Source organism: Bacteroidales bacterium (assembly GCA_035353855.1).
In the GTDB taxonomy this organism is placed as follows: domain Bacteria; phylum Bacteroidota; class Bacteroidia; order Bacteroidales; family CG2-30-32-10; genus DAOQAK01.
This window is the reverse complement of record DAOQAK010000028.1, coordinates 1-26,387: the sequence shown is the minus strand read 5'-3', so window position 1 is coordinate 26,387 and position 26,387 is coordinate 1. Positions and strand designations below refer to the sequence as shown.

The window sequence follows — 26,387 nt, the reverse complement described above, 5'->3', positions numbered from 1 at the left end:
AATACTTTTAACGCATTAAAAATATAAATTATGAAAACAAAATTTTGTTATTTGTCAGCGATAACATTAATGATGCTGATATTTATTCTGCCTGTAAAGAGTCAGAAAACCTACACTTACGACACCGTTCCAAACGATCCGTTAAAAGCAAGGATTTATAAACTGGATAACGGACTTACTGTATACATGACCGTATATAAAGATGCTCCAAGAATTCAAACTTACATTGCAGTAAGAGCTGGTAGTAAAAACGATCCTTCCGATGCAACAGGTCTTGCGCATTATTTCGAACACCTGATGTTTAAAGGAACAAAAAATTTCGGAACAGCAGATTATGCAAAGGAAGAACCCTATTTAAATCAGATCGAAAGTTTGTTTGAAGTTTATCGTGTAACTACAGATTCTTTAAAAAGATTAAGTATTTACGAAGATATTGATAGCTTATCACAGCTGGCTTCACAGTATGCTATTCCAAATGAGTACGACAAACTTGTAGGATTAATAGGCGCTACCGGAACCAATGCTTATACTTCGGTTGATCAAACTGTTTATGTAAATGATATTCCATCGAACCAGGTTCAGAACTGGCTTGAAATAGAATCCGACCGGTTTAAAAATAATGTGATTCGTTTATTTCATACGGAATTGGAAACTGTATATGAAGAAAAAAATATGACTCTTGCAAGCGATCAGCGTAAAGCATCGCAGGCAATGATGGAAGGGCTTTTTAAATATCATACTTACAAAGTACCAACTATTGGAGTTGCTGAACACCTGAAAAATCCGTCAATAACAAAAATTAAAAATTATTATAATAAATATTATGTAGCAAGTAATATGGCAATATGTCTTTCCGGCGATTTTGATCCTGATGCAACAATAAAATTGATTGATAAATATTTTGGTTCATTTGAGAAAAAAGAAGTTCCTGCATTTACATACAAACCTGAAGATCCTATTACTTCTCCTGTTGTTAAAGAAGTTGTTGGTCCTGATGCAGAAAATATTACTATTGCTTTTCGCTTTAATGGTGCTTCATCAAAAGATGCCGATATGCTCACGATGATAGATATGATTTTGTCAAACAGCACAGCAGGCTTGATTGACCTTAATCTTGTTCAGAAACAAAAAGTATTAAGTGCATCTTCGGGTTACTATGATATGAATGATTATACTGCTGAAGTATTATCTGGTAAGCCTAAAGAAGGACAAACACTGGAAGAGTTACGCGACCTGCTGCTTTCGCAAATTGACCTTATTAAAAAAGGCGAATTTCCTGATTGGCTGATGACCGCCATAATCAATGATATGAAACTGCAACAGATGAAAAGCTATGAAGATAACGGATCCAGAGCATCTGCATTTGTAAATTCATTTGTTCTTCATATTCCATGGAAAGATGAAGTTGGTAAAATAGACCGTCTTTCTAAAATCACCAAACAGGATGTGATAAATTTTGTGAAAGAAAAATTCACAGAAAATAATTATGTGATTGTTAACAAGCGCACAGGTGTTGATAATAGCATTGTAAAAGTTGCTAAACCCAAAATAACACCTCTTAAAATAAACAGAACGGATCAATCGGCATTTTATAAAAAAATTGAAAGTAATAAAGTCAATGAGATCGAACCTGTTTTCCTTGATTATACAAAGGATATAACTACGCTGAAAACAAAAAGCAATATTGAAGTTGTTTATAAACAAAATATTGAAAATGGAACATTTAATTTTGATTATAAATTTAATATGGGCAAAAACAATAGTGCAAAATGGAGTATTGCCCTTAAATACCTTGAATATCTGGGAACTTCGAAATACACAGCAGAAGAATTAAAACAGGAATTTTATAAAATTGCATGTTCCTATAGAATTACTGTTGGTGATGAAGAAACTTATCTTACACTTTCCGGTTTAACTGAAAATATTGGAAAAGCTATGGAATTGTTTGAAAGCATGCTTTCCGATCCAAAATCAGATAAAACATCATTAGATAATTTAGTAAGCGATATTCTTAAAAAACGAAAAGATGCAAAATTAAGCAAACAAAGTATTGTAGGCGCTCTCAGAAGTTATGGCGAATGGGGTGCCAATGGTCCTTATAAAAATATTCTTTCCGAAACAGAATTGAAAGCGCTTACTCCTGAAGAATTGATTTCTGTAATTAAAGGAGTAAACTCATATGAACATCGGGTGGTATACTATGGAAGCCAGGGCAAAGAAGCGTTATTAGCATCATTGGAAAAGTATCACAAAGTACCGGCTGCATTTGTTCCGATACCTGCTACAAAAATATTTGCTCAACAACCTACTTCGAAGAACCAGGTTTATTATGTTGATTTTACTATGAAACAAGCGGATATTTATTTGCTGAATAAAGGAGATTTATTTAATAAAGAACTTCAGCCTACGATTACTTTATTTAATGAATATTTTGGCGGAAGCATGAATTCAATAGTATTTCAGGAGCTTCGTGAAGCAAGAGGTTTGGCATATACAGCAAGATCATTATATCAAATACCACAGGATAAAAATAAATCGTATTTCAGTTTGTCATATATAGGTACACAAGCCGATAAACTTGGAGAAGCTATGAACGGAATGTTAGACCTGATGAATAAAATGCCTGAATCTGAAAAATCATTTGAACTGGCAAAAAGCACGATAATTCAGCAAATGAAAACCGACAGAATTACAAAATCAGATATCTTATACAATTATGAAAAAGCAAGAAAATTAGGTCTTACTTATGATATTCGCAAAGACGTTTATAATAAAGTTTCAAGCCTTACTTTTGCCGATGTTAAAGCATTTGAAGAAAAATATCTGAAAGATAAACCTCATACAACATTAGTGGTAGGAGATAAAAAGAATATTGATTTTACATTGCTTGGAAAATATGGAGATATAACTTCTCTGACACTTGAAGATATTTTTGGTTATTAATGCTGGAAGGCTTTGTATATAAGCAATCCAATATTTTAAATTTTAATATCATTGAAAAGGCTGAATTTTTCAGCTTTTTCTAATTTTATACTCGTTCTTATCAGGTTTGCAAAGGCAAAACTGTTTAGAACGAGTTATACCGTACAGAAAACAAAAAATATTTTTGCAAACCTTTTCTGTCGGTATAATATTTTTTGAAATTAAAAAATTTCTACTTTTAATGCCTCAAATACAAAAAAATGAAAACAAAATTATTTTATCTGTCAGTTATCACAATGTTGATACTGGTATTCGTTCTGCCTGCAAGAAGCCAGAAGACCTACACTTACGAATCGGTTCCCAACGATCCGATGAAAGCACGAATATATACACTTGACAATGGATTGAAAGTGTATATGTCGGTATACAAAGATGCTCCTCGTATTCAAACAGCTATAGCTGTAAAAACCGGAAGTAAAAATGATCCTCATGATAATACCGGGTTATCGCATTACCTTGAACATATGATGTTCAAAGGAACAGATAAGTTCGGAACACAGGATTACGCTTCCGAAAAAGTTCAGCTCGATAAGATTGACAGCCTTTTTGAAGTGTATAAAAAAATTGCCGATACCGTTCTTCGTAAAAAAACATATCATAAAATCGATAGTATTTCCGGTATTGCAGCAAAATTTGCTATAGCAAACGAATATGACAAAATGCTGGCTGCTATTGGAGCCAAAGGTACCAATGCTTATACCTCAGTTGAACAAACAGTGTATATTAACGACATCCCTTCAAATCAGCTTGAAACATGGCTTTCGATAGAAACAGAACGATTCAGACATCCGGTTTTTCGTTTATTCCATACCGAACTGGAAACTGTGTATGAAGAAAAAAATATGAGCCTTGATAATGATGATGAAAAAGCCTGGGATTCGCTAACTTCAGGAATTTTTCAAAAGCATACTTACGGAACGCAAACAACAATAGGTACTGTAGAACATCTGAAAAATCCTTCACTGAAATCATTGCGTGAATATTATAATGAAAAATATGTTCCTAACAACATGGCTATTTGTATCAGCGGTGATTTCGATCCCGATGAAACCATAAAGCTTATTGATGCAACCTTTGGCAAACTTCCCAAAAAAGAAGTAAAACCTTTCATTCCTCCAGTTGAGGATGAAATCAAAGCGCCTATTGTAAAAGAAGCTATTGGCCCAAATGCAGAATCGATGATGGTTGCTTTCCGCTTTGGTGGCGCTGCAACTAAAGATGCCGATTTGCTTGCACTTACCGATATGATACTTTCGAATAGCGTAGCCGGACTTATCGATTTAAACTTAAACCAGGAACAAAAAGTTCTGTCTTCCGGAACTTATGCTGATGTAATGAAAGATTACAGTATGCATGTTTTCTGGGGCAATCCCAAAGAAGGACAGAAGTTAGAAGAGGTAAAAGATTTATTATTATCACAAATTGAACTTGTGAAAAAAGGCGAATTTCCCGATTGGTTATTACCTGCAATTATTAATGATATGAAATTAGCTGAAATTAAATCGGAAGGAAGTAATATGTCGCGCGCTTTTGCAATGGTAGGGTCTTTTACATCAGATATTCCATGGAAAGATGAAGTAAATCGTATGGACCGTTTATCAAAAATTACAAAACAGGATATTATTGATTTCGCAAATAAAAATTATAAAAATAATTATGTTGTAGTTTATAAAAGAACAGGCGAACAAAAGGATGTAAAAAAAGTGATCAAGCCCGAACTTACTCCAGTTACTATAAACCGCGATGTGCAATCCGATTTTGTAAAAAATATTTTAGCACGCGAACCCAAATTAGTTGAACCTGTTTTCCTGAATTATGATGATATAAAGAAAACTCAAATTAAAAACGGACAGGTACAGATTTTATATAATGCCAATACCGAAAATAAAACTTTCGATATTTATTATGTTTTCGAAATGGGAAACAATCATGATAAAAAACTCGGACTAGCTGTTGATTATCTTTCATACTTAGGAACAAAAGACCTTACACCTGCTCAAGTTCAGGAAGAATTATATAAAACAGGATGTTCGTTTAATGTATTTTCTTCTGAAGATAAGGTTTACGTAAGTCTAACCGGTCTTACCGAAAATTTCGTGAAAGGTTTGCAGTTGTTTGAGAAACTTCTTGCCGATGCACAGCCCGACCAGGAAACATGGGATAACATGGCTGCCGATATTTTAAAACAACGTGCCGATAACAAACTTTCAAAAGATGAAATTCTTTGGAGTGCAATGTATAACTATGGAACTTATGGCGCAAAAAATCCATACACGAATATTTTATCGGAAACCGAACTGAAAGCCTTAAAAGCATCAGAGCTTACCGATATTATTCACAAGCTGAATTCGTATGAACATCATGTTCTGTATTATGGTTCTATGCCTTCCGATTCAGTTGCATTTTATCTTGAAAAATATCATAAAACTCCGGCAAAACTTTTGCCAGTTCCAACAGAAACAAAATATGAACAATTAGCAAATACCGAAAATAAAGTATACGTTGTTGATTATGATATGAAGCAGGTAGAAATAATCATGCTATCAAAATCGGAAAAATTTGATAAAGCAAATATTCCTGCAATCCGCGTGTTTAATGAATATTTCGGAGCCGGAATGAACTCAGTGGTATTCCAGGAAATTCGCGAATCGAAAGCACTTGCATATAGCTCATACGCAGTATATACAAATCCGGCAAGAATCGACAGGAATCATTATATCTATACTTTCATCGGTACACAAAACGACAAATTGCCCGAAGCCATGAAAGCCATGTTTGATGTAATTAACAATATGCCCGAATCGGAAAAAAGTTTTAATGCCGCAAAAGATGCAATAATAAATAAAATCCGCACCGAACGCATTACCAAAGCGAATGTGCTTTTCAATTACGACAATGCAAAACGTATGGGTATAACTTATGATATAAGAAAAGATGTTTTTGCAAAAGTTCCTGAAATGAAATTTGCCGATTTACTTGCATTCCAGCAGAAATATTTAAAAGATAAAAAATATACAATTCTTGTTATAGGAAAGAAAGATAGTTTAGATGTTAAAACCCTTGAAAAATATGGTAAAATTGAATACCTCAAATTAGAAGATATTTTTGGCTATTAATATTGAAGCATAGAAAATTTTAAAGGGATTCGGAAACGAGTCCCTTTTTTAATTTATTATGAAATCGTTTTTATTTTTTACCACATTACTTCAATAAGAAATTTATGTAAATAGTTGATGGGCTTGGCTGCTAGTCCGGTAAAGAGTTTTAAGTTTTTTGTGATAAAGGTTATTGAAAAATTTTTATCCAGAGTTCGGGAAAATAAAAAGTAGATTTAAATACTTTTGATAAATAATATATTTCTCTAATATTTTGATTGCTATTGTTTGTCCTGTAAGGACAACCGCTTGGTACAATGAAACAATAACATGATCAAATGTGCCATCGGCACTACCGCTTTAGTTAAAAAGTTTTTAGTTGATAAGTGTAGTGACTACCAGCCTCATTAGCTCTACAATGAAGGCGGACGGTATATTTGCTTAATCACATTTAATAAATAACAATAAACTATTTACATGATTTATTGCAATTCGTAAATCTGAAATTACTTTTGGTGTTGAGGCGAAAGGTTATAATTTTCAGGATATTTGGCTGTTTTGGTTTTGTAAAAATCGGTGATTATTTTAAAATCTTCTTCATAGTTACCGGTAGGATAGAGCACAGGTCCTATGCCTCCTTCTTTTTTCCTGTAATCAACATAACTCATTACTATAGGAACTTTGGCTGAAAGTGCAATATGGTAAAAACCTTTTTTCCAGTTTTTATTTAATTTTCGGGTACCTTCAGGAGTAATGATTAACCTGAAATTTTCGTTTTCATTAAACATTTTATCAATAGCAATGATGGTGTTGTTATTGGCTTTGCGATCGACAGGAATTGCGCCTAAAGCCTTTAGTAATCCACCAAGAGGGAATTTAAACATTTCTTTTTTAATCATGAATTTAAGATGGGTTACCCGCAGGTAGTATGTGCCAATGCGGCCATAAAAAAAATCCCATCCCGATGTATGCGGAGCAGAAATAATAACACATTTTTTAATGTCAGCCGGGAATGAACCTTTTATTTTCCATCCGCTGACCCAAAGAAGTATTGCAGAAATTATTCTCATAATATATTCTGCAAAAGTATTTATAATTTGAATAGCTCTTCTTAAATACTTTAAAAGAGCAGAATTTTTTCTGAATAATAAAAAAAATATTAACAAATCACAAACTTTTTATTAACATGTAACTAAATGATATTAAATATTATATAAATAATAGTTAATTACTGAAAATATATATATTTTACTCTTATGGTATAAATTGAATATATAGATATGCATGATATTGCATATCTGAAAATATCGATTTATATGCACTTTGGTAATTATTGCTATCTTATCCATGCAGATATTTACTACTCTTATGTGCCTTTATATGTCTTAAATTACCAAATTTGTCTAAGTGTAAATACGTATTGATTGTTGCCATATTTTATTATATATTTGTATACAATAAGATGTGGACCATCAAAAATGACAGAAAGTATGGTTTATACTTATAGCTGTAAATGAAAAACATACAATTATGAAAACATATACTCCCATTCGTTATTTGAAGTTTCTACTCAACATGCCTATGTTGGGGAAAACTAAAACAAAGCTTATAGCTATCACCCTTGTTACTTTGCAAATGTTTGCAATTAGTAATGTTGGGTTTGGACAGGCTGCATCTGCAACTTGGGCTTTAACTAGTAATGCTCCAGTGTCAACTTCCGGAAGTGTAACTGCTACAAATGCTACTGGTGGAACTGGGATCGGAACAATTAATTATGGATCAAATGGGATGTATGCAAATAGCTGGACTAATAGTTCTTCGAAAGATTTTACAGATTACTTTGAATATACAATATCTCCTTCTAGTGGTTATGATTTAACTGTAACAAGTATATCGTTATATACTAGTACAAGTACGGCTACATGGACAATGTATGCCGATGTTTATTATTCTCTTGATGGTGCTTCATTTACTCAGGCAGGTAGTACAATTAATGTTACAAACACTTTGACTCAAACAACAATTAGTAGTGATTTAAGTATATTAGTTGCTGATGGTGGTACACTTACATTAAGGGTTTATGGTTATCATTCTTATGAAAGTATTTCACTTTTTAGAAATAAATCAGTTGTGATATCAGGAACAACAAGTTCTTCAGGTCCTTCTATTGCTTTATCAGATAATGGCACACAGGTAACAGCGGCTTCTGTGGTAGCAGGAACTAGTGCTGTTGTTTTACATAAATCAGCTTTAGCTGTTACAGGAGGAAGTGCTACACTTACAGGAATGACATGTACTACTGCAGGTAATTACGTTTCGGCTGATATTACTAATATTAAAGTCCGTTATTCAACTGATGCTACACTTGATGCTGGCGACGCAACATTAAGTACATATACCACTCCGGGAACAGCCGGTGCTAAAACCTTTCCGTCTTTTACATCGCAGGCTATTAGCAGTGGTTCCACTGGATATATTTTTATTACAGCCGATGTTGCAAGTGGTGCTACTATTGGAAAAAATATTAATATTAGCGCTCTTACAACTAGTAATTTTACTTTTAGTTCGGCTTCAAAATCGGGCTCAACTACAGCTGGGGGGACACAAACCATTACCTGCTCTTCCCCCACTACATTACTTGATCCAACTGGTGTTGGCGGTTTTGAAAATGCTACATCTACTTTTGCAGCAAATGGATGGACAGTTGTTGGATCTACAGGTCCTACATGGTATGTTGGAACAGCTGCTGGGTGTACCGGAGCAACAGGTGGAAAAGCTGCTTTTTTTGGACCAACGTCAACTGGTTATACTGGTAGCACTACTTTAAGAGTTGTGCATTTTTATAGAGACATTGCTATCCCTACTGGTGCAACAAATGTATCTCTATCATTCTATTTAAAATATCCTGTTGCCGATAATGGAAATGATTATTTCAGAGTTTATACAACAACAACTTCGAATACTCCTACATATGGAACATCTGGCGGGACTGGTTTTACAATGAAATATGAGAATACTTCAAATACATATGCAAACTATACTGCAATAACACCAATCGATTTAACTTCATTGGCAGGAACAACAGTAAGATTGGTATTTACATTTGTCAATAATGGAGTTGCTCCAAATGCATACCCTGCCGTTGATTATATAAGCTTAACATATTGTCCGTCTTGCACTAATCCAACATGTACTGCCCCGGCTACAACACCTGTAACATATTGTCATGGGGCTACAGCGAGTGCGCTCACAGTTAGTGCTACAGCAGGAAGTGGCTCAATAAGCACATATCAATGGTATAAAAATTCAACAGCATCAAATTCAGGTGGAACTACAGTTGGTACAAACAGTAATTCATATACTCCGCCTACAACAACCGATGGAACATTATATTATTATGTTGTAGTAACTAATTCGGAAGGTTGTACTATTACAAGTGATGTATCAGGTGCGGTAACAATAACAGCTACTCCAACCACTGCAACCAATGGTTCAGCGCAAACTATTTGTGATGGGGCAAGCGGAACCCTATCGGGAAATAATCCCACGGCGGGAACTGGCACATGGACTGTTCAAAGCGGGCCAAGTACTTCATCATCACAATTTGCAAGTACTTCCACTTATAATACAACATTTACTCCAAGCGGTGGTGCAGGAAGTTACGTGGTAAGATGGACAATAAGTAATTCGCCTTGTACTGATTCATATGCAGATGCAACAATTACAGTTATAAGTGCTCCTTCATCACCTGGTTCTATTACAAGCAATTCTCCAAAATGTGAAGGGACAGGTGTTACGTTTACTCAAGGTACATGTCCTGCAAGTTGTACATGTTATTGGGAAAATTCTGCAACTGAGACTTCAACTGCGCTTAATTCTGCATCTACATACACATCTTCTACAGCAGCAGGAACATATACTATGTATGTTAGGGCTTATAATGGAACATGTTGGAGTACTGCTGTTTCTTCAACCGGAACAGTAAATTCAAATCCTACAATAAGCGGAACAACATCGGTTGTAGTTGGAGGTACAACAACTTTGACAGGAAGTATAACTCCCGGAACATGGAGTAGCAGTAATACAGGAGTAGCAACAATAAGTAGCGGCGGAGTTGTAACAGGGGTTTCGGCAGGTTCTTCTACAATTACATTTACTGTGGATGCAACGGGTTGTTCTGGTACAACAGGTGTAACAGTAAGTTCTTGTTCTACTCCAACAAACCTTACATCGTCATCGGTAACTCAAACATCGGCTGTTATTACCTGGACTGCTGCAAGCCCTGCTCCAAGTTCTGGTTATAATATTTATTATAGTACTTCATCATCAGCGCCTACTGGTGGAACAACACCTTCTGCTTCTGTTGGTGCTGGAATTACTACATATACAATTGGGGGATTAACACCTGGTCAAATTTATTATGTATGGGTGCGCTCTAATTGCGGTAGCAGCGCATACAGTTCATGGACTTCATCGATTAATTTTACATGTACTAGTTGTGGTGGAGGTAGTTATTATTATTATAGATCAATAAGTTCAGGTAACTGGAGTATTAGTTCTACAGGTACTTGGGAAAGAAGTTCTGACGGTTCATCATGGAGTGGCACTTCTACAACACCTACTTCAAGTAACTGTTGTTGTGCAAGGATACAAAGTGGTCATACTATTACTTTAAATGCTGATATTACTGCTCCAAATACAATTGTAGATGCTAATGGAACATTAGCAATATCAAACAATGCTATTACTTATGGTAATGGTTATGTTGTTACAAATAATGGAACAATAACAGTTTCGGTTGGGGGTTCTCAAGTTAGTGCATGGGATAATAAAGGGTTAGTTATTAATGGAACAGGAACTTTAATAAATAATGGAACAATTACAATAAATACAGGTGGGACACTTACCCTTTCAAGTACCGCATCTGGGGCTAAAATAATAAATTATGGTACTATTGATAATTATGGAGGCAGTTTTTCAAAAATATCTGAGTGCATTTATTTATATATTGCAATTTATGGAGGTATTAACATTCAAGATAAAACATTATCCAGTACAGTTACAAATTATGGAACAATAACAAATCATCCACCTTCCATTTCATCGGGACATTATTATTATGCATCTTCAGGTAATTATTATTTTAGGGGTTATGCAGCTTTTTATAATTTAGATAATTATGGAACCATTGCAAATGGCAGTGTTGTTACAACAAAATGTAATTTTGGTATTATAGATTTAATAGGCCATTCTGGCATTTTTAATAATTATTCGGGAGGTACAGTTAATAATTATTCTGTTCTTTTTATAGGGGTTGATGGAGTAACATGTTATTCGTCAACTTATAACAATTATGGCACACATAATGATTATTCAGAAACGGCTATTGATTATGGTTCAACTTTTAATAATAAAAGTGGTGCTAATTTTAATATTAAATCTACAGGATCATTGGCATTACAGGAAGTAGCAGCTTGCGGTATTTCAAGAGGAACAAACGATGGTACTATAACAAATTCAAGTACAAATAACGATGATTATGAAGTAGGTATGTATATTGATGGTAGTTCTTCATTTACAAATAATAATATAATATATGATGAAGGTAAAATATATAATGATGGGACTTTTACAAATACTACAGCAAGCCAATTTATATATAGACAAACTTCCGGTTCTATAACAGGAACTAATACATTGGAATATAAAGGAAATGCATTATTAAAATATAATGGAACGGATGCTCAAACTACAAGTAAATATGAGTTTCCTCTTTCAACAAGTTACAGTCCTTCTTATGTAGAAATTGATAATAGTAGTGGTGCTTCAAAGGGAGTAACATTACATGATAATCGTACAATAAATTACAATACAGGAAACCCTCCAAGCAATGGTGTCCCATATTTAACTTTAACTAATGGAGCATTTAAACTTAACAGCTATACTCTAACAATTGAAAGTTCATCGAGTTCGGCTATTGCCCGTAATGGAACGACACAAACAGGATATATTGTAAGTGAAACATTAAATAATGGATCGTCTACTTCATCCGCTACACCAACAAATACATGTACCAGCCGAATACAATGGAATGATTTAGGCACAAGTGCAAGTGAATATACACTACCTTTTGGTACAACCGGCGGAACATATATTCCATTAAAAGTAAATGTTACATCCACGGCTACTGGTGCTAATGGGTATTTTACTGCAGCAATATACCATACAAGTACTAGCAATTATCCTTATCCAAGTTACCCTGAAACTGTAACAAATATGAATAATAAATACGGTGATAATTCATCAAATGCTGTTGATAGATTTTATTTAACGTCATTTAGCGGTTATTCATCAAACCCTACTGTAACATATACTTTTTCTTATGACGGAAGTAATGACCTTAATGGTATTACTGAAAGTTCACTTTATGCTCAATATTGGGATAATTCTTCTTCACAATGGAAAAGATCGGGAACAGGTACTGCAGACCCTGCAAATAACCAGGTTAATTCTGTTTCTGGTAATAATGTTTCAAGGGATTGGGTATTATCAAATTCAAATAATCCATTGCCTGTTGAGCTTCTAAGCTTTAATGCTGTGTGTAGAAATTCAAAAGTATTTTTATCATGGACAACTGCCAGTGAGATAAATAATGATTATTTTAAAATAGAAAGAAGTAAAGATATTGATTTATGGGAATATATAACAACTGTTAATGGTTCGGGTAATAGCAATACTCCTAAAAACTATTATGCAATTGATGATATGCCTTATTCCGAAACGATTAAAGGATTAGAGTCTTCTTATTATAGATTGATACAAGTGGATTATGATGGTAAATCAAAAAATTATGGTCCTGTTAAAGTGGGATGTGTTAATGATGATGAAGAAAATACATTTACAGCTTATGTTGGCGAAAACAAAAATATAATTGTAAAATTTGAAGCACATGGAGAACAGGATTATTCTGTATATCTTTTCGATAACCAGGGACAAAAACTAATAAATATTGATGATATATCATACGAAGGAACGAACCAGTTAACTCTTAATACTTCTACCTTCAGTGAGGGCATCTATGTTATTTATTACAAAAAAGGTGAAAAAATTATTACTCAAAAAATTGTATTGAACTAACCGACTAATATTTTTCAGTTTAGAAAACGGATGTATATATGCATCCGTTTTTTATTTTTCTAAGAGCGTACAATTCTTAAATTTGCATTTAATTCCAATTAATATTCATAAATAACAAAACTGAAATTCCTAATTAGTGAATCATTATAAAAAAATATTATTTTTCATTATACTTTGCAGTGCCTGGTTTTTCTATTCCTGTAATCCTACAAAAAATATTGCCGATGGTCAATACCTGGTAAACAGGAATAAAGTTTCAGTCGATAACAGCGATATCAGTACCGATGATTTATCAAGCTATATAAAACAAAAGCCAAATCGGAGAATATTGGGAGTTTTTCGTTTTCATCTTGGCGTATACAATTCATCTGTATTATGGAAGAAGGCCAGGGCCAATATTGGCGAGCCGCCTGTTATCCTTGATACATTATTGACTCAAAAATCAATAAAACAAATTAAGCTTTACCTGAATTCAAAAGGATTTTTTAATTCGGAGGTACAAACAAAAATTAATTATAAAAGAAAAAAGGCGAATATCAAATATATCGTTCATACTTCAAAACCTTATTGCATTAGGAATATCGCTTATAACATAGAAGACGAATATATAAGAAGCCAGGTAGTTGCTGATACAATGAATAGTTTGCTGAAAAGAGGCGGTCGTTATGATGTTGATGTGCTCCAGTCGGAAAGAGAACGATTAACAGTAAAAATAAAAAACGATGGATATTTCTTTTTTACTAAAGAATATATATTGTATGATATCGACAGCGCTCTTAATAATCATCAACTGGATATTACAATGGGAATAAGGAATCCGGTGGAAAAACTAAAAAATCATTCCGATTCTGTAGTGCCTTCAATTCATAAAAGATATACTATCAATAATATTAATATTTACCCGGATTACAGCCTGTTCAATGTGGATACTGCTAATTATAAAAGACTCCGGTATTGGGCTTTGCCCCGAAAAAAAACAGCTGCACCTTCTTTATATACTTTTGTGTATAAAGATACACTGAGGATAAAGCCAAAAACAATAACCCAATCGGTGTTCTTTAAAAAAGGAAATGAATACAAACTTACCGATGTTGAAGATACATACAACCGACTGATGGATATTAAACTTTTTAAGTTTGTGAACATACAGTTCTTTATATCAAAAGATACATTATCAAAAGATACTAACCTTCTTGATTGTGATATTTTATTAACCCGTACTCCTATACAAGCTATATCAGGCGAGGTTGAATCGACTAATACAGCAGGAAATTTTGGCGTAGCAGGAAATATATTATATCAGAATAAAAATATTTTCCGTGGCGCTGAAATTTTTAAAATAAAATTTCGCGGGGCAATGGAAATTCAGAAATTATTAAGCGATAGCGTTGATGAAACTGGATTGGAACAGGTGCTGCCATTCAATACTGTTGAAACAGGAATTGATTTCGGACTGGATATTCCTAAATTTTTTCTTATACCTGTTAAACAAGAACGTTTTTCAAAATATTTCATACCTAAAACCAATGTTGTTGCAGGTTTGAATTACCAGAAACGTTCCGATTATACACGTTATGTTATTAATTTTACATACGGGTATGAATACAAACCCTCGAAAAATCAAAAAATCTTTTTTTATCCGGCTGATGTAAATTCAGTAAAAATAACTACTTCACCTGCTTTCGACAGTCAGCTGGAAGCAATTAATGATCCTAAAATAAAAAACAGTTATATCGACCACATGATTACTGCCGGAAAATTCAGTTATATTTTCAGTAATCAGAAAATGGAAAAGAATACCAGTTTTAGCTATTTCAAAGGGAATGCAGAGTGGGCCGGAAACCTTTTAAGAGTGAAGAATCTTTGGTTTAAAAATTATCAGAATGCTGATGGAAGCTATGAGCTGTTTAATATTAAATATTCGCAGTATGCCCGTGCTGATATTGATTACAGGCATTATTTTATTTTTGATAAAATAAATACTTTGGTTTTTCACGGAATAGCGGGAGCAGGAATTGCTTACGGGAATTCTATTGTTCTTCCTTATGAAAAAAGTTTTTTTGCCGGTGGTGCCAATGGTATGAGGGCATGGAGGGTGTATTCACTGGGACCAGGTTCCTATTCTGATGAAGAAACAAATTTGCTGAGTCGCACGGGAGATATAAGCCTTCTGGGTAATGTGGAATATCGTTTCCCTGTATACAGTTATTTAAAAGGAGCTTTTTTTGTTGATGCAGGAAATATTTGGTTGAATAAAAAAAATGATAACATGCCTGAAGCGGAATTTACCTCTTCATTTTATAAACAGGTTGCAGTAGGCACAGGGTTTGGAATGAGATTCGACTTCAGCTTTTTTATCCTGCGTTTTGACTTTGCTTTAAAAGCAGTGAATCCGGCAAATCCGGAAGGACAACGATGGGTTCTGCATTATATTAAACCAAAAGATTTTGCAATAAACTTTGGAATAGGTTATCCTTTCTAATTTTTATAAAAGCCATGACTAATGCCGAATTGAACAAATTGCTTCACGAAAATTTCGCTTATACGCCTACTGAAGGTCAATCCGAATTTTTAAAACTTACTGCAGAATTCCTTCTTGACAGGGAAGAAAGAAATGTATTAATAATGAAGGGATATGCAGGTACCGGCAAAACTACAATTGTAAAATCGGTAGTTGATGTACTGGAAAAATACAACCACTCATGTATGTTATTAGCGCCAACAGGGCGTTCAGCAAAAGTGTTATCGAATTATTCTGCGAAACCGGCATTTACCATTCATAAAAAAATATATAAACTTCGTCCCGGTGCCGATGGCGCGATGCAACTAATACTTTTGCCTAATCTTCATAAGAATACATTATTTATTGTTGATGAGGCATCAATGATCCAGAATAATTCGGGAAGCGACAGGGTAGGCTTTTTCCCGATGCGTTCATTGCTTGATGATTTAATGGAATATGTTTTTAACGGAAATAATTGCCGCCTGGTGTTAATCGGGGATACCGCGCAATTACCGCCAATAGGCATGGAAGCAAGTCCCGCATTAGATGAGAATTATATGAAAGCTGCTTTTGGAATCCAATTACGTTCATATGAATTAACAGAAGTGGTAAGGCAGGAGAGTATGTCGGGAATTCTTCAAAATGCAACAATAATCAGAAAAAAAATTAAGGAAGAAAAAAATAATATACCTAAAATAAAAAGTTGCGCCGACGTTCTTTTTATTAATGGTGCTGAGCTGGAAGATGCCATTCAGCAGGCTTACACCGATTACGGGGAAGAGGAAACAATAATTTTATGCCGTTCGAATAAAAGAGCGAATATTTTTAATGCCCAGATAAGAGCAAGAATACTGCGGCGTGAGTCCGAAATTTCAGGCGGCGATTTAATGATGGTTGTGAAGAATAATTATTTCTGGCTGAACGAAAATTCAGCATCTGCATTTATTGCCAATGGAGAAATGATTAAAATACAAAGAGTAAAAAGCACAAAAGAACTTTACGGGTTTCGTTTTGCCGAAGCACAAATAAAACTTGTTGATTTTCCTGATGAATCGTCGTTTGATACGATACTTCTTCTCGATACAATTACTTCAGAGCAGTCGGCATTAAGTAATCCCAATAATAAAAAACTTTATGAAAATATTCTTGAAGATTATGCTGATATTCCTGAGAAACGAAAACGTCTGACTAAAGTAAGAGAAGATAAATTCTATAATGCATTACAGGTTAAATTTTCATATGCAGTAACATGTCATAAAGCACAGGGGGGACAATGGAAAGCTGTGTTTGTTGATTTTGGGTATTTAGCTGAAAACAGCTATAATCAAGAATTCTTACGATGGTTTTATACCGCTGTAACCCGCGCTACCGAAAAATTATACCTTGTCAATACTCCTGAAACATTGATCGATCAGAAGGTAAAATAATAACCAATGCCTACAATATAGTCATTCTGCGGATTGTTGACATTATATTCTTTTTGAAGCATATAGAATAATTCTATTTCGTGTGCGCGATTGAACTGGTAATCGAATCCGGCACAATAACGTACATTGTCGATATATAATCCATTTCCTGAAAATAAAGGTGTATATGCTTCGGCTGAAATAAAAGGAGAATATTTTTTATCAAGGTCGAAATCCATGGTTAACTTATTACGTGTATAATATTCGGGAACTTGCCAATCAGGGCTGCAATTAATATCCGTATACTGCGATTGAAAACGTGTACGGAAAGTGAAAGTTACAGGTTTTATTTTTTTTCGTAAAGATAGGTCGAAATAATAACGATGACGCTGGCTGTATGAGTTGTCTAATTGGCGATTATTAGTAAAGCGGTAATTAGCCGATATGCGTATCAGTTTATTTATTTTATACCTGAATCCGGCATCAGTAAAGAATGAGCCCACTTCAGAAATATTTTCGTTCATTCTAATTTCTTCAGAAATGGTGAATGAAAAAGAAGAGGTAATCTTTTTCTCAATATTGACAGACGCCCATAACCTGGCATCGTTCACTTGTGCAAACAGCCCTGAACCTGAAAGCAGGAAAAATATATAAACAATTATTTTCTTCACACTCAATATTTATTTTTCGTAATAATAAATCCTTACAACAGCAACATCGCGTAAGAAATCAATTTTTCTAATGGTAATTCGTTGAATATTTAGTCCTGTACGTTTTTTAAGGTCTTCAATTAATTCCGTATGACGTTCAGGTCTTATCAGTTCAATATTTTCATACTGTACGGATTTGGATAATTCTTTTTTGAAAATTAAATTTCCATCCATGATATAAGTAACAATAATTAAAATACCATTGATAATTGACAACTCATAATATTCAAGCTGTATAGCGCTAATCAAACCCATTCCAATAAAAATGAAAAGATAAGTCATGTCTTTCATTGAAATTCCTTCGGTACGGTATCGCAGCATTGAAAAAACGGCAAACAGCCCGAATGCCGCACCCATTGATATTTTGACTTCATTCAATACATATGTTAGAAGATAAATAACAATATTAAACATGAAATAAGTAAAGATATACTCCATTTTACGGTAGTTAGGATAGTATACCAATAAAATAATCAGAAGAATACTGGCGAGGTTAATTCCAAGATTATAAAAAAACTTATCGGTGATTTCAATAACATCCTTATCTTTTTTCTTCTTCTCATTGCTGGCATTTGTATCGTCAGTTGTTGTTGTTTGAACAGTTTCATCAGTAGGAACAGGCATTTGTGCTTTTACGCTGATCGTTGCAGGCATGCAAAGAAGCATAAAAAGAAAACAGGTAAAAACAAATTTAATTTTTCTCATAACACAGTTTATTTATAGTTCTTAATTTCATTTTAAATCGATTTTTTTTCACATCGGGTTTCAGGCTTAAAATCCCCAGGCAGTATTTGCTAATGGAATCAGATGAAATATGATGTTTTCTCATTAATTCAATAAAAGGGGAGTGCCCCGATTTTCCTCTTTTTACTTCAGCTATAACTAATGCAGGATAGGAAGAAGTGTTGTTTTCGTCTTTAAAACTTAAATCAAAATCAACAGTTAACCTTTCACCACCTAATTTATTTACAAATGTCATACGGTAATAATATACCCATAATTGAGGTACCAGCGATTCGGGACATATTTGTGTAGTATTGGAAAGTAATTCCTCAGCTTTACCTTCTATTTCTTCATGTATTTTTTTCCGTTTTACACGCTCTTTTATAGTTCTGCGTTTATTGCTTTTGAATTTTATTTCAAAGAAATTAAGTTGCGATTCCACATATTGGCGGTAGCGAACTTTATACCTGTTAAGTTTTCCGTTGTGATGCTGCCTGTAAAAATCGAGCTTCTCGGAATCAAAGTATAAAGTTTCGTAACGGTTAGGGATAATTCCATTTACTTCAAGCACACGATAATGTTCAACCATATCTTTTAAAAGAACAGGCAGGAAATCACTTCTGAACACGAACTTGGTATCTGTCCGGTCCATCAGTTTTACATTATCCATTTCCGCAAGGGTAATGGTATGAAAGGTTTTTAATATGTCAGATAATTTATTGGTCAATTTTTAAAATTTATTCATAAGAGTAAACATATTTTTTTACGGATATCAGGACATTAGAAGCATTGTAAGTTTGTTTTGTTAAAGTCAAACCTTTTACATCATATGTATATAATATTTTTTTAGTGATGGTTCCTTTTCCATCAGAAATGGTTTCACTTGCTTTATCACCATTAGCATTGTATGTATATACCGTTTTCTCGGTTATCCCGGCTGCATCATATTTGCATTCTTCGGTTTCATCACCACTGGTATTATATACTTTGGTCTTTTTATTTTTAATGGTACCGTCAGCTTTATATTCAATAAACAAAGTAGTACGTCCACTTTTATCAAATTCTTCGTAGGTATCTTTTACGGGATTTGCAGTGCCGCTGGAATTATTATTTGCATTCCATGTAGTTGTTGATTTTATTTTAAATTCTTTAACTTGTTTTTTGCTTTGTGAAAATACAGCATTAGATATCATTACACAAAGTAGTATATAAAAAAGTTTCTTCATTGAATTATTTTTTAGAATTATTCGTAAGTGTAAACATATTTCTTTACTGACACAAGAATATTTGAAGCATTATATGTTTGTTTTGTCAACCTTAATCCTTTCGTGTCGTATGTAAAAGTGCATTTTTTTATAATGTTTCCCTTTCCATCAGTAAATGTTTCGCTTTGTTTATCTTCATTGGCATTATATGTTGTAACTGTTTTTTTTAATAAACCAGTTGCGTCATATTCGCATTTTTCGATTTCATCCCCATTGGAATTATATACAACACTTTTTTTGTATTTAATAGTACCATCAGCTTTATATTCAATAAACAAAGTAGTACGTCCACTTTTATCAAATTCTTCGTAGGTATCTTTTACGGGATTTGCAGTGCCGCTGGAATTATTATTTGCATTCCATGTAGTTGTTGATTTTATTTTAAATTCTTTAACTTGTTTTTTGCTTTGTGAAAATACAGCATTAGATATCATTACACAAAGTAGTATATAAAATATTTTTTTCATGGTTCTGTTATTTAAAAATGATTATATCATTAACCTGAACATCCTGTTTTTTATCGGTAATTTCAACTTCTTTAATTATAGGTATAACCCCTGAAGGTTCCTGTAATGTTGAGTCTTTGGAATATACATATACTTTATATTTTCCGGGTCTCAGGTATTTGAATTCATAAGTGCCGTCATAGTTTGTTTTTGTATGTTGCCCGTAACTGATTGCGTCACCATAAATAATATATACATCTTCATCCGGTCCGTAGTATTCTCCCTGGAGCACAGTGAAAGTTCCGTTATAATTCTTTACATAAACTTTACCGTAGATTGAAGAATTTCCACCTTCTCCTGGATCCTTTTCACAGGAAAATAAAAAACTTGTTAAAGCTATAATTGTAAGAAGTACTGCAAATCGTTTCATATATATGTTGATTTTTTATTTAATTACAAATTTTTTAAAAACAGATTTATAAGTTGTAGAAGCTTTTATTATATATATTCCTTTATTTAAATCAGAGACATCAATCTTATATTTTGCTGAAGAAAGAGGTGATGCTTCAAAATTAAAATCACCGGAGATTATTTTTTGACCTATGGAATTATAAATCGAATAGGAATGGTAATCTTCAGGATTGGGTATATCCATATAAATACTGCTTGTAGCAGGATTAGGATATAGCAGAAAATCCGATACAGGAGGAGTTGTGCCTACATAATTATGTTTTGCAAAAGTGGGTTGCATAAATACAAAAGGACCATACCCATTTGGATAACGACCATAAGTATTATCATCTTCTTGTACTCCGTATCTTACTGTATCTATTAATTGATTATTACCATATGATAAAAAAAGTTTTCGGTTATTTTCAGGTAGAGAAAAATTAGTATGTAACCCGTTTTGAGAATTATCATTATCAGCCCAAATAATCAGGAAACTATTTTTATCAATTGATGTATCTGGAAAAGCCCATTTAGTAAGGTTCCAGTCTTCATCGGATAAATATAAATTTTTTAAATTTTGTTTCTCGCCTGTAGTATTAAAAATTTCTATCCATGCATCGTGCTCACCATCCTGATCGGTAATGTTAGAGAAAGAAGAGTTCTGAGTCATTATTTCATTGAATACAATGTCGCCGGGTCTTAGTTTTGGTTGAATATTGTAAAATTCATATTCGGCTCTTTCGGGCGAAAAAATTCCGGCACTGTCGTTTTGTGCGTAAATGTAATACTGAACGGTAGTTCCTGACAAAATAAAACTGGTTCCAAAAACTCCATCGCCTGCATTTCCATCATGATGGTTGCCGTCGTCGTACATATGAATTTTTTTAAAGATACCATTTGTTTTAAAACGATATCCAAGAAGAACTTCATTTCCTCCCGATACTTTTGCTGTAATCCATGTATCATTACCTTGAATGGGATAATCAGGTTCGGTAATATCACTAATTACTGGAGCGCCTTGGAAACCGGGGAATGTATCAAGGTATGCTATGCGGGCATTTATTAATTCTTTTAGTCCTATAATTTTATGGGAGCTACTTAGCTTTGCTGTAGTATCAAGGTTAGAGTGAAAAAATTGATATCCATAAAATTTATTAGGATCATTTTGTACATTGCCATCAATCATATTTTGTAATTCCTGTCCCCGTGTATAGTATAAGTTATTTCTTAAATTTTCATTGATGATAGTGCGCATGTGTGCCAAATACATTCTTTTATAAGTGGAATTTTGAATAAGGTTAACTATTAAAGGGCGTTTTGTTGAATGTGAATAAACAATCATGCTTAAAGGATTCAATGATTTTGTATCATCTAAAGTGATACTTGCATTTATACCATCTGTTTCTCTAAAACTTCCAAACGACATATTAAAATCCCAGGGAATAGGATTGAATCTGCCGTTATCATCCATGTACAAATAATAATTCTGAGAATATCCTATATAACTATCAAGGTTAACTAAAGTGTAATTTATCGCATGCATCCATAATGCTCTGTCAACATTTAATATAGTATCCAGATTTATGGTATCGTTATTTAAGATATTAATCAATCTTACCAGGTCGAGCCAACTTGTTTCCGAATTATCCGATTCAAGTTTATAATATGGTTTATAAGCTGCTGTATCTGTTCCATGATAATTAAGGTCAGCGTTATCCTCAAAAGTTGAATAATTTAAAGTTTCAGGAGCGCCCTTAAAAAAACTATTATTTTGAGAATTAAAATGTTTGTCGAGAAAATTTTTATCAACGGCTTCTACATTGGTATATAAACCAATCAATGTATCATTAACATAAACGTTTGCATAACCGGTAAGCGATGCTGGCATATATTTTCTTATCATTTCATAAGAAAGCACTTCTCTGACAAATGACGGGTCTTCTATTACATTGCCAAGTTTCAGTTTAGTGTAACCCTTATAATTTTGATTATTGATGGTATATTCAAGATCAATATTGAAAGGAGTTTTTTCTTGGTTTACACCCCATGAACTGAAACCCTTATAGCGAACACCTACACCATTCAACATATTTCCGTCAATAGAAATGTTTCCAAGCAAACGTCCATCTTCACCAACATTAAGATGTAAACTATCCAGTATATGGTCCCAGTTGCTTTCCTGGAAATATATGCGAATTTCTCTTACGCTATTTGTATTATATAGTTCGTCCTGGGAAAATATTGGGTTAACAATAAAAGCCGATAAAATAGTATAAAGCGCTAGGAATTTTGTTTTCACTACAAGTATTTAAATATTTTTACGAATTTCGGAGTAATTATTTATTCTTTTATAAATTTTCCGTTGTAAGTTTTTCCATCTTCAGTTATTTTAATGAAATAAATTCCATCAACAAGATTTGCAATATTAATTTTTACAGATGAATAAATAGATTGACTTAGCACGCTACGTCCTGCAATATCTGATATTTCTACAACACCTGAATTTATATTGCCATTAATATTCAGATAATCTTGGGCAGGATTAGGATAAATATCAAGAAAATTGTTGCTGTAATTTTCATTTATGCCATCACCAGAATTTGGGTATTTTGATAGTCCTCCGTCGGTAGCAAGCCAGATATTATCATCACTGTCAATAGCAATCCTGTTTACAAATTCGCTATTTAAACCCTGGGTTTCAGAATAGGTAACTCCACTTCCATCTGTAACATCAAATTTTGTTATACCTCCAACTACTACTGATGGTCCATATGATGTAAACTGTGCTATCCATAAGTTTCCTTGTGAATCAAATTTAATATCAGTAACACCGGCATCGTCTAAGCCGTTGTCTTTATCATAGTTTGCAACAAATACATTTGATGAGTTTAATTTATCAACACCTTTTACAGGAACACCAGCCCATCTGTTGTTATTTCCGTCAATAGCAAAAGTGGTATTAGAATTACCTATTGACCCAGTAGTATCTATTGTAGTAAATGTAGTATTATTGTAATATGATAACCCATAATCAGTCGAAAACCATGTATAATTTGAAGCATCAACATATATATGAAAGATTGATGCAGGGTTGCTCATATCGTTTTGAGGTAATTCTGTTTTATAAGTGGTCCATGTCATGTCGCTTAATTTTAACTTTGATGCACCGTTACCATGTGAACCAAACCATATATAACCATCATTGTTAGCGGCAATATAATAAATAGCGTTATCGCAAAGTCCATTAGACGTATTTGATGCATTGTATGTGGTCCAGGTATTTGCAGTTTGATTATAAAATAATACTCCATCACCATCAGTTCCGGCCCAGATATTATTATTCTTATCAACAGCAATGCTAATGATATAATCATTTGGAAATCCGCTATTGCTCATGTTATAAATGGTCCAGTTGGTTGCTCCATCAAATTTTACTACACCTCCGTCAGTTGCAGCCCATATGTTATCGTTGGCGTCAACAGCAACAGCACTTACCTTATCATTAGGCAACTGACTATTGCTAGTGGTGTAATTTGTGAATAATGCTTTTTGAGCATTTAAGTTTACAGCTCCAAACATTATTATGCATAATGTTGCAAAGTAAAATTTTTTCATCGTTTTGGTTTTTTATTGTCTTTTGATTTATTTAATAAATTTCAAAATATTATAACAACGCCTTTTTATTAAAAAAATAAAATCATTCTCTCTTCAGTTATTTATCTGAAGAGAGAATGAAAAGTTTATTGATTATTTCATTATAACTATTTTCTTATTAACTATATTTTTATTTTCAGATTTTACGGTAATATAATAAATACCATTTGAATATGCTGATAGATCTAATAGTTTTGAATTTTTTTCCTGTATGATTATTTCGCCATAAGAATTATAAACGAATACTTCAAAATTATTATCTTCAGTAAATTCATCATTCAAATTTATTGTACCGGTTGTTGGATTTGGGAATAAATTTAATTCTGTTCCTTTTATTGGATTTTCTTGAACATCAGTACATGCATCAACAACTGCTGTAACCGAAGCTGTAGTTGTGGTAGTAATTGTTGTGGAATTAAATGTTCCTGTCATTGTTACCGTAACTGTAAAAGTATAATTTCCGGCAGCCGTAGGAGTAACAGTTGGGTTTTGTGCAGTAGTTGATGAAAATGTTGCAGTAGATGGCGAGGAAGACCAGGAATAAGTGTAAGTAGGGCTGGTAACAACAGGTGCATCTTTTTTTGTAAAAGTTAATGATATTGCGCTATTTGCACAATGTGTAACGGATGGGATGCTTGCCGTTAAAAACCATGGACCAAATACCTCAACTTTTTTAAGCCGGTCAGATTGTATTGTGCCAACTGTAATACTTTGCAACGGTGTTGAACTATTTCTGGTTTCATAAAAAGCCGAATTAGGGCTTGTAATTAAAACATTTCCATTATCCAAAGCCATACAACCGCCTTGATTTTGTACATCAAACGATTTAGTTGTTGGAGTAACAGCTGTAGTAGGACCTACCACAGAACCTGCAGTGTACGTATAATTATACGGATCAGTTGTAGAATAAGTTGGTAAATGTAAAACACATCCTTTTCCACTTTTACATCCGCCATTATGAAAAACACTGATATAATTAGGCCAAACAGAATTTGTTGCCGGAACCCAGCGTGCATCATGTATAATACTAAGTGAAACACCATTACCATCAGTAGTGCATCCGTAATTTTCAGGGCTGCCCCATCTGTAAAGGAAATCGCCACCTTTTCCTGAATTACCTCCGGCATGTGTGGCTGCCTGTGCCGTAGTAGTACTATGGTCAATTACATAAATTTCATTTTTAATATGGGAGCACCATACAATCTGATCAAGAGTTGGATTATAATCAATACCATTTGCATGGAACCAGTCAGATGTTACACCTCCATTGGTTGTGCAGCCTACATAAAATAATTCAGGATGTTGTTTAACATCGGTTACGTAAGTAGCATAAGTATTGGAAGAAGATGTTGTTTGACAAAGATGATTTTTCAGGTGCCATTCCCAAACAACAGTTCCTGTAGTAGTACCGGTAGGTTTTATTTCTTTAATTATAGGAGAACTTACACTTGTGCTTGAACCGCCATAAGTTGAAAGATTTATGGTTTCATCAACAATTATCAATACGTTACCATTAGGCATAGGGCAGATATCATGGTGAGCGCCACTTACAGTATATGTCCAGGTACTAGAAACTGTGTTGTTTCCTGTCCATGCGTATTTTTTTACTGAGCCATATCCACCTGCTGCACTGCCGCTGCCGGATGTGGTATATATTGTGTCATGATAAAAATGAGCACAATATGAAGTAGTGCCTGTATTAAATCGCTGGTAATAGCTTGAAGAAGTAGTGGCATTAGTATCAAGCAAATAAGTATAACTGCTGTTGGCACAAAAAGTATATGATTCCTGTTGTTGTGCAAAAATTCCCGGTATTGCCCAGAAACACACTGCAAAAATAGTTAGTAAAAAATGTTTTTTCATACGCTTTGGTTTTCAGTTTTATAATTTTAATTAATCTTTACATGAAGTAATTTTATAAAAAATAAAAAAATAGTTGTATTAAAATACATTTATTATTTATGCGAATCAAGGGTTGAATTAAGAAATTAAATATAGAGATATTAACTAAAACCT

The 26,387-nt window shown here is 33.5% G+C and carries 15 protein-coding genes; 5 read left to right on the top strand and 10 right to left on the bottom strand.

Annotated features, from left to right (window positions below):
• Positions 1–30 precede the first annotated feature (30 nt).
• Positions 31–2,943 carry an insulinase family protein gene (locus PKK00_08565; GenBank protein ID HNW98445.1) on the top strand — a complete coding sequence of 971 codons (2,913 nt, stop codon included), beginning with the start codon at positions 31–33 and terminating at the stop codon, positions 2,941–2,943.
• Between the two features lie 239 nt (positions 2,944–3,182).
• Positions 3,183–6,098: an insulinase family protein gene (locus tag PKK00_08560; GenBank protein HNW98444.1), complete on the top strand. Its 2,916-nt coding sequence runs from the start codon at positions 3,183–3,185 to the stop codon at positions 6,096–6,098.
• A gap of 485 nt (positions 6,099–6,583) precedes the next feature.
• Here the strand turns inward: PKK00_08560 and PKK00_08555 are convergent, their stop codons facing one another.
• Positions 6,584–7,147 carry a 1-acyl-sn-glycerol-3-phosphate acyltransferase gene (locus tag PKK00_08555; GenBank protein HNW98443.1) on the bottom strand — a complete coding sequence of 188 codons (564 nt, stop codon included), beginning with the start codon at positions 7,145–7,147 and terminating at the stop codon, positions 6,584–6,586.
• Between the two features lie 460 nt (positions 7,148–7,607).
• On the opposite strand from PKK00_08555, the gene PKK00_08550 reads away from it, so the two are divergent.
• The 3 genes from PKK00_08550 (at position 7,608) to PKK00_08540 (ending at position 17,144) form a co-directional block, all read left to right on the top strand.
• On the top strand, positions 7,608–13,214 hold the full coding sequence (locus PKK00_08550; protein HNW98442.1) for a fibronectin type III domain-containing protein: 5,607 nt from the start codon (positions 7,608–7,610) through the stop codon (positions 13,212–13,214).
• A 136-nt stretch (positions 13,215–13,350) separates the two neighbouring features.
• The gene (locus PKK00_08545) at positions 13,351–15,696 is read left to right on the top strand and encodes a BamA/TamA family outer membrane protein (GenBank protein ID HNW98441.1); all 2,346 of its coding nucleotides are present in this window, start codon (positions 13,351–13,353) and stop codon (positions 15,694–15,696) included.
• A 14-nt stretch (positions 15,697–15,710) separates the two neighbouring features.
• Positions 15,711–17,144 carry an AAA family ATPase gene (locus PKK00_08540; protein ID HNW98440.1) on the top strand — a complete coding sequence of 478 codons (1,434 nt, stop codon included), beginning with the start codon at positions 15,711–15,713 and terminating at the stop codon, positions 17,142–17,144.
• Here PKK00_08540 and PKK00_08535 read toward each other — a convergent pair.
• From PKK00_08535 to PKK00_08495, 9 genes are all read right to left on the bottom strand, one after another.
• Positions 17,129–17,794 (bottom strand): DUF2490 domain-containing protein, encoded by a 666-nt coding sequence (locus PKK00_08535; protein HNW98439.1) that lies wholly within the window; start codon positions 17,792–17,794, stop codon positions 17,129–17,131. The genes PKK00_08540 and PKK00_08535 overlap by 16 nt on opposite strands.
• Positions 17,795–17,803: 9 nt before the next feature.
• Positions 17,804–18,538 carry a DUF4956 domain-containing protein gene (locus PKK00_08530; protein ID HNW98438.1) on the bottom strand — a complete coding sequence of 245 codons (735 nt, stop codon included), beginning with the start codon at positions 18,536–18,538 and terminating at the stop codon, positions 17,804–17,806.
• The gene (locus PKK00_08525; protein HNW98437.1) at positions 18,525–19,283 is read right to left on the bottom strand and encodes a polyphosphate polymerase domain-containing protein; all 759 of its coding nucleotides are present in this window, start codon (positions 19,281–19,283) and stop codon (positions 18,525–18,527) included. The genes PKK00_08530 and PKK00_08525 overlap by 14 nt, the downstream gene beginning before the upstream one ends.
• A gap of 10 nt (positions 19,284–19,293) precedes the next feature.
• Positions 19,294–19,782 carry a hypothetical protein gene (locus PKK00_08520; protein ID HNW98436.1) on the bottom strand — a complete coding sequence of 163 codons (489 nt, stop codon included), beginning with the start codon at positions 19,780–19,782 and terminating at the stop codon, positions 19,294–19,296.
• Positions 19,783–19,799: 17 nt separating this feature from the next.
• Complete coding sequence (locus PKK00_08515) at positions 19,800–20,288, bottom strand: hypothetical protein (GenBank protein HNW98435.1); 489 nt, start codon at positions 20,286–20,288, stop codon at positions 19,800–19,802.
• Between the two features lie 7 nt (positions 20,289–20,295).
• Positions 20,296–20,697, bottom strand: a complete 402-nt coding sequence (locus PKK00_08510; protein ID HNW98434.1) for a hypothetical protein — start codon at positions 20,695–20,697, stop codon at positions 20,296–20,298.
• Between the two features lie 15 nt (positions 20,698–20,712).
• Entirely contained in the window at positions 20,713–23,016 is a 2,304-nt protein-coding gene (locus PKK00_08505) for a CotH kinase family protein (protein ID HNW98433.1), read from the bottom strand.
• 41 nt (positions 23,017–23,057) lie between these two features.
• A complete protein-coding gene (locus PKK00_08500) occupies positions 23,058–24,332 on the bottom strand; it encodes a two-component regulator propeller domain-containing protein (protein ID HNW98432.1) in 1,275 nt (424 codons plus the stop codon).
• A gap of 132 nt (positions 24,333–24,464) precedes the next feature.
• Complete coding sequence (locus tag PKK00_08495) at positions 24,465–26,234, bottom strand: aryl-sulfate sulfotransferase (GenBank protein ID HNW98431.1); 1,770 nt, start codon at positions 26,232–26,234, stop codon at positions 24,465–24,467.
• Between the last annotated feature and the right edge of the window lie 153 nt (positions 26,235–26,387).

What these genes read in the sequence shown, in the direction of transcription:
- PKK00_08565 (HNW98445.1), top strand. Translation starts at nt 31, where the DNA reads ATGAAAACAAAATTTTGTTATTTGTCAGCGATAACATTAATGATGCTG.
- PKK00_08560 (HNW98444.1), top strand. Translation starts at nt 3,183, where the DNA reads ATGAAAACAAAATTATTTTATCTGTCAGTTATCACAATGTTGATACTG.
- PKK00_08555 (HNW98443.1), bottom strand. Translation starts at nt 7,147, where the DNA reads ATGAGAATAATTTCTGCAATACTTCTTTGGGTCAGCGGATGGAAAATA.
- PKK00_08550 (HNW98442.1), top strand. Translation starts at nt 7,608, where the DNA reads ATGAAAACATATACTCCCATTCGTTATTTGAAGTTTCTACTCAACATG.
- PKK00_08540 (HNW98440.1), top strand. Translation starts at nt 15,711, where the DNA reads ATGACTAATGCCGAATTGAACAAATTGCTTCACGAAAATTTCGCTTAT.
- PKK00_08530 (HNW98438.1), bottom strand. Translation starts at nt 18,538, where the DNA reads ATGAGAAAAATTAAATTTGTTTTTACCTGTTTTCTTTTTATGCTTCTT.
- PKK00_08520 (HNW98436.1), bottom strand. Translation starts at nt 19,782, where the DNA reads ATGAAGAAACTTTTTTATATACTACTTTGTGTAATGATATCTAATGCT.
- PKK00_08515 (HNW98435.1), bottom strand. Translation starts at nt 20,288, where the DNA reads ATGAAAAAAATATTTTATATACTACTTTGTGTAATGATATCTAATGCT.
- PKK00_08510 (HNW98434.1), bottom strand. Translation starts at nt 20,697, where the DNA reads ATGAAACGATTTGCAGTACTTCTTACAATTATAGCTTTAACAAGTTTT.
- PKK00_08500 (HNW98432.1), bottom strand. Translation starts at nt 24,332, where the DNA reads ATGAAAAAATTTTACTTTGCAACATTATGCATAATAATGTTTGGAGCT.
- PKK00_08495 (HNW98431.1), bottom strand. Translation starts at nt 26,234, where the DNA reads ATGAAAAAACATTTTTTACTAACTATTTTTGCAGTGTGTTTCTGGGCA.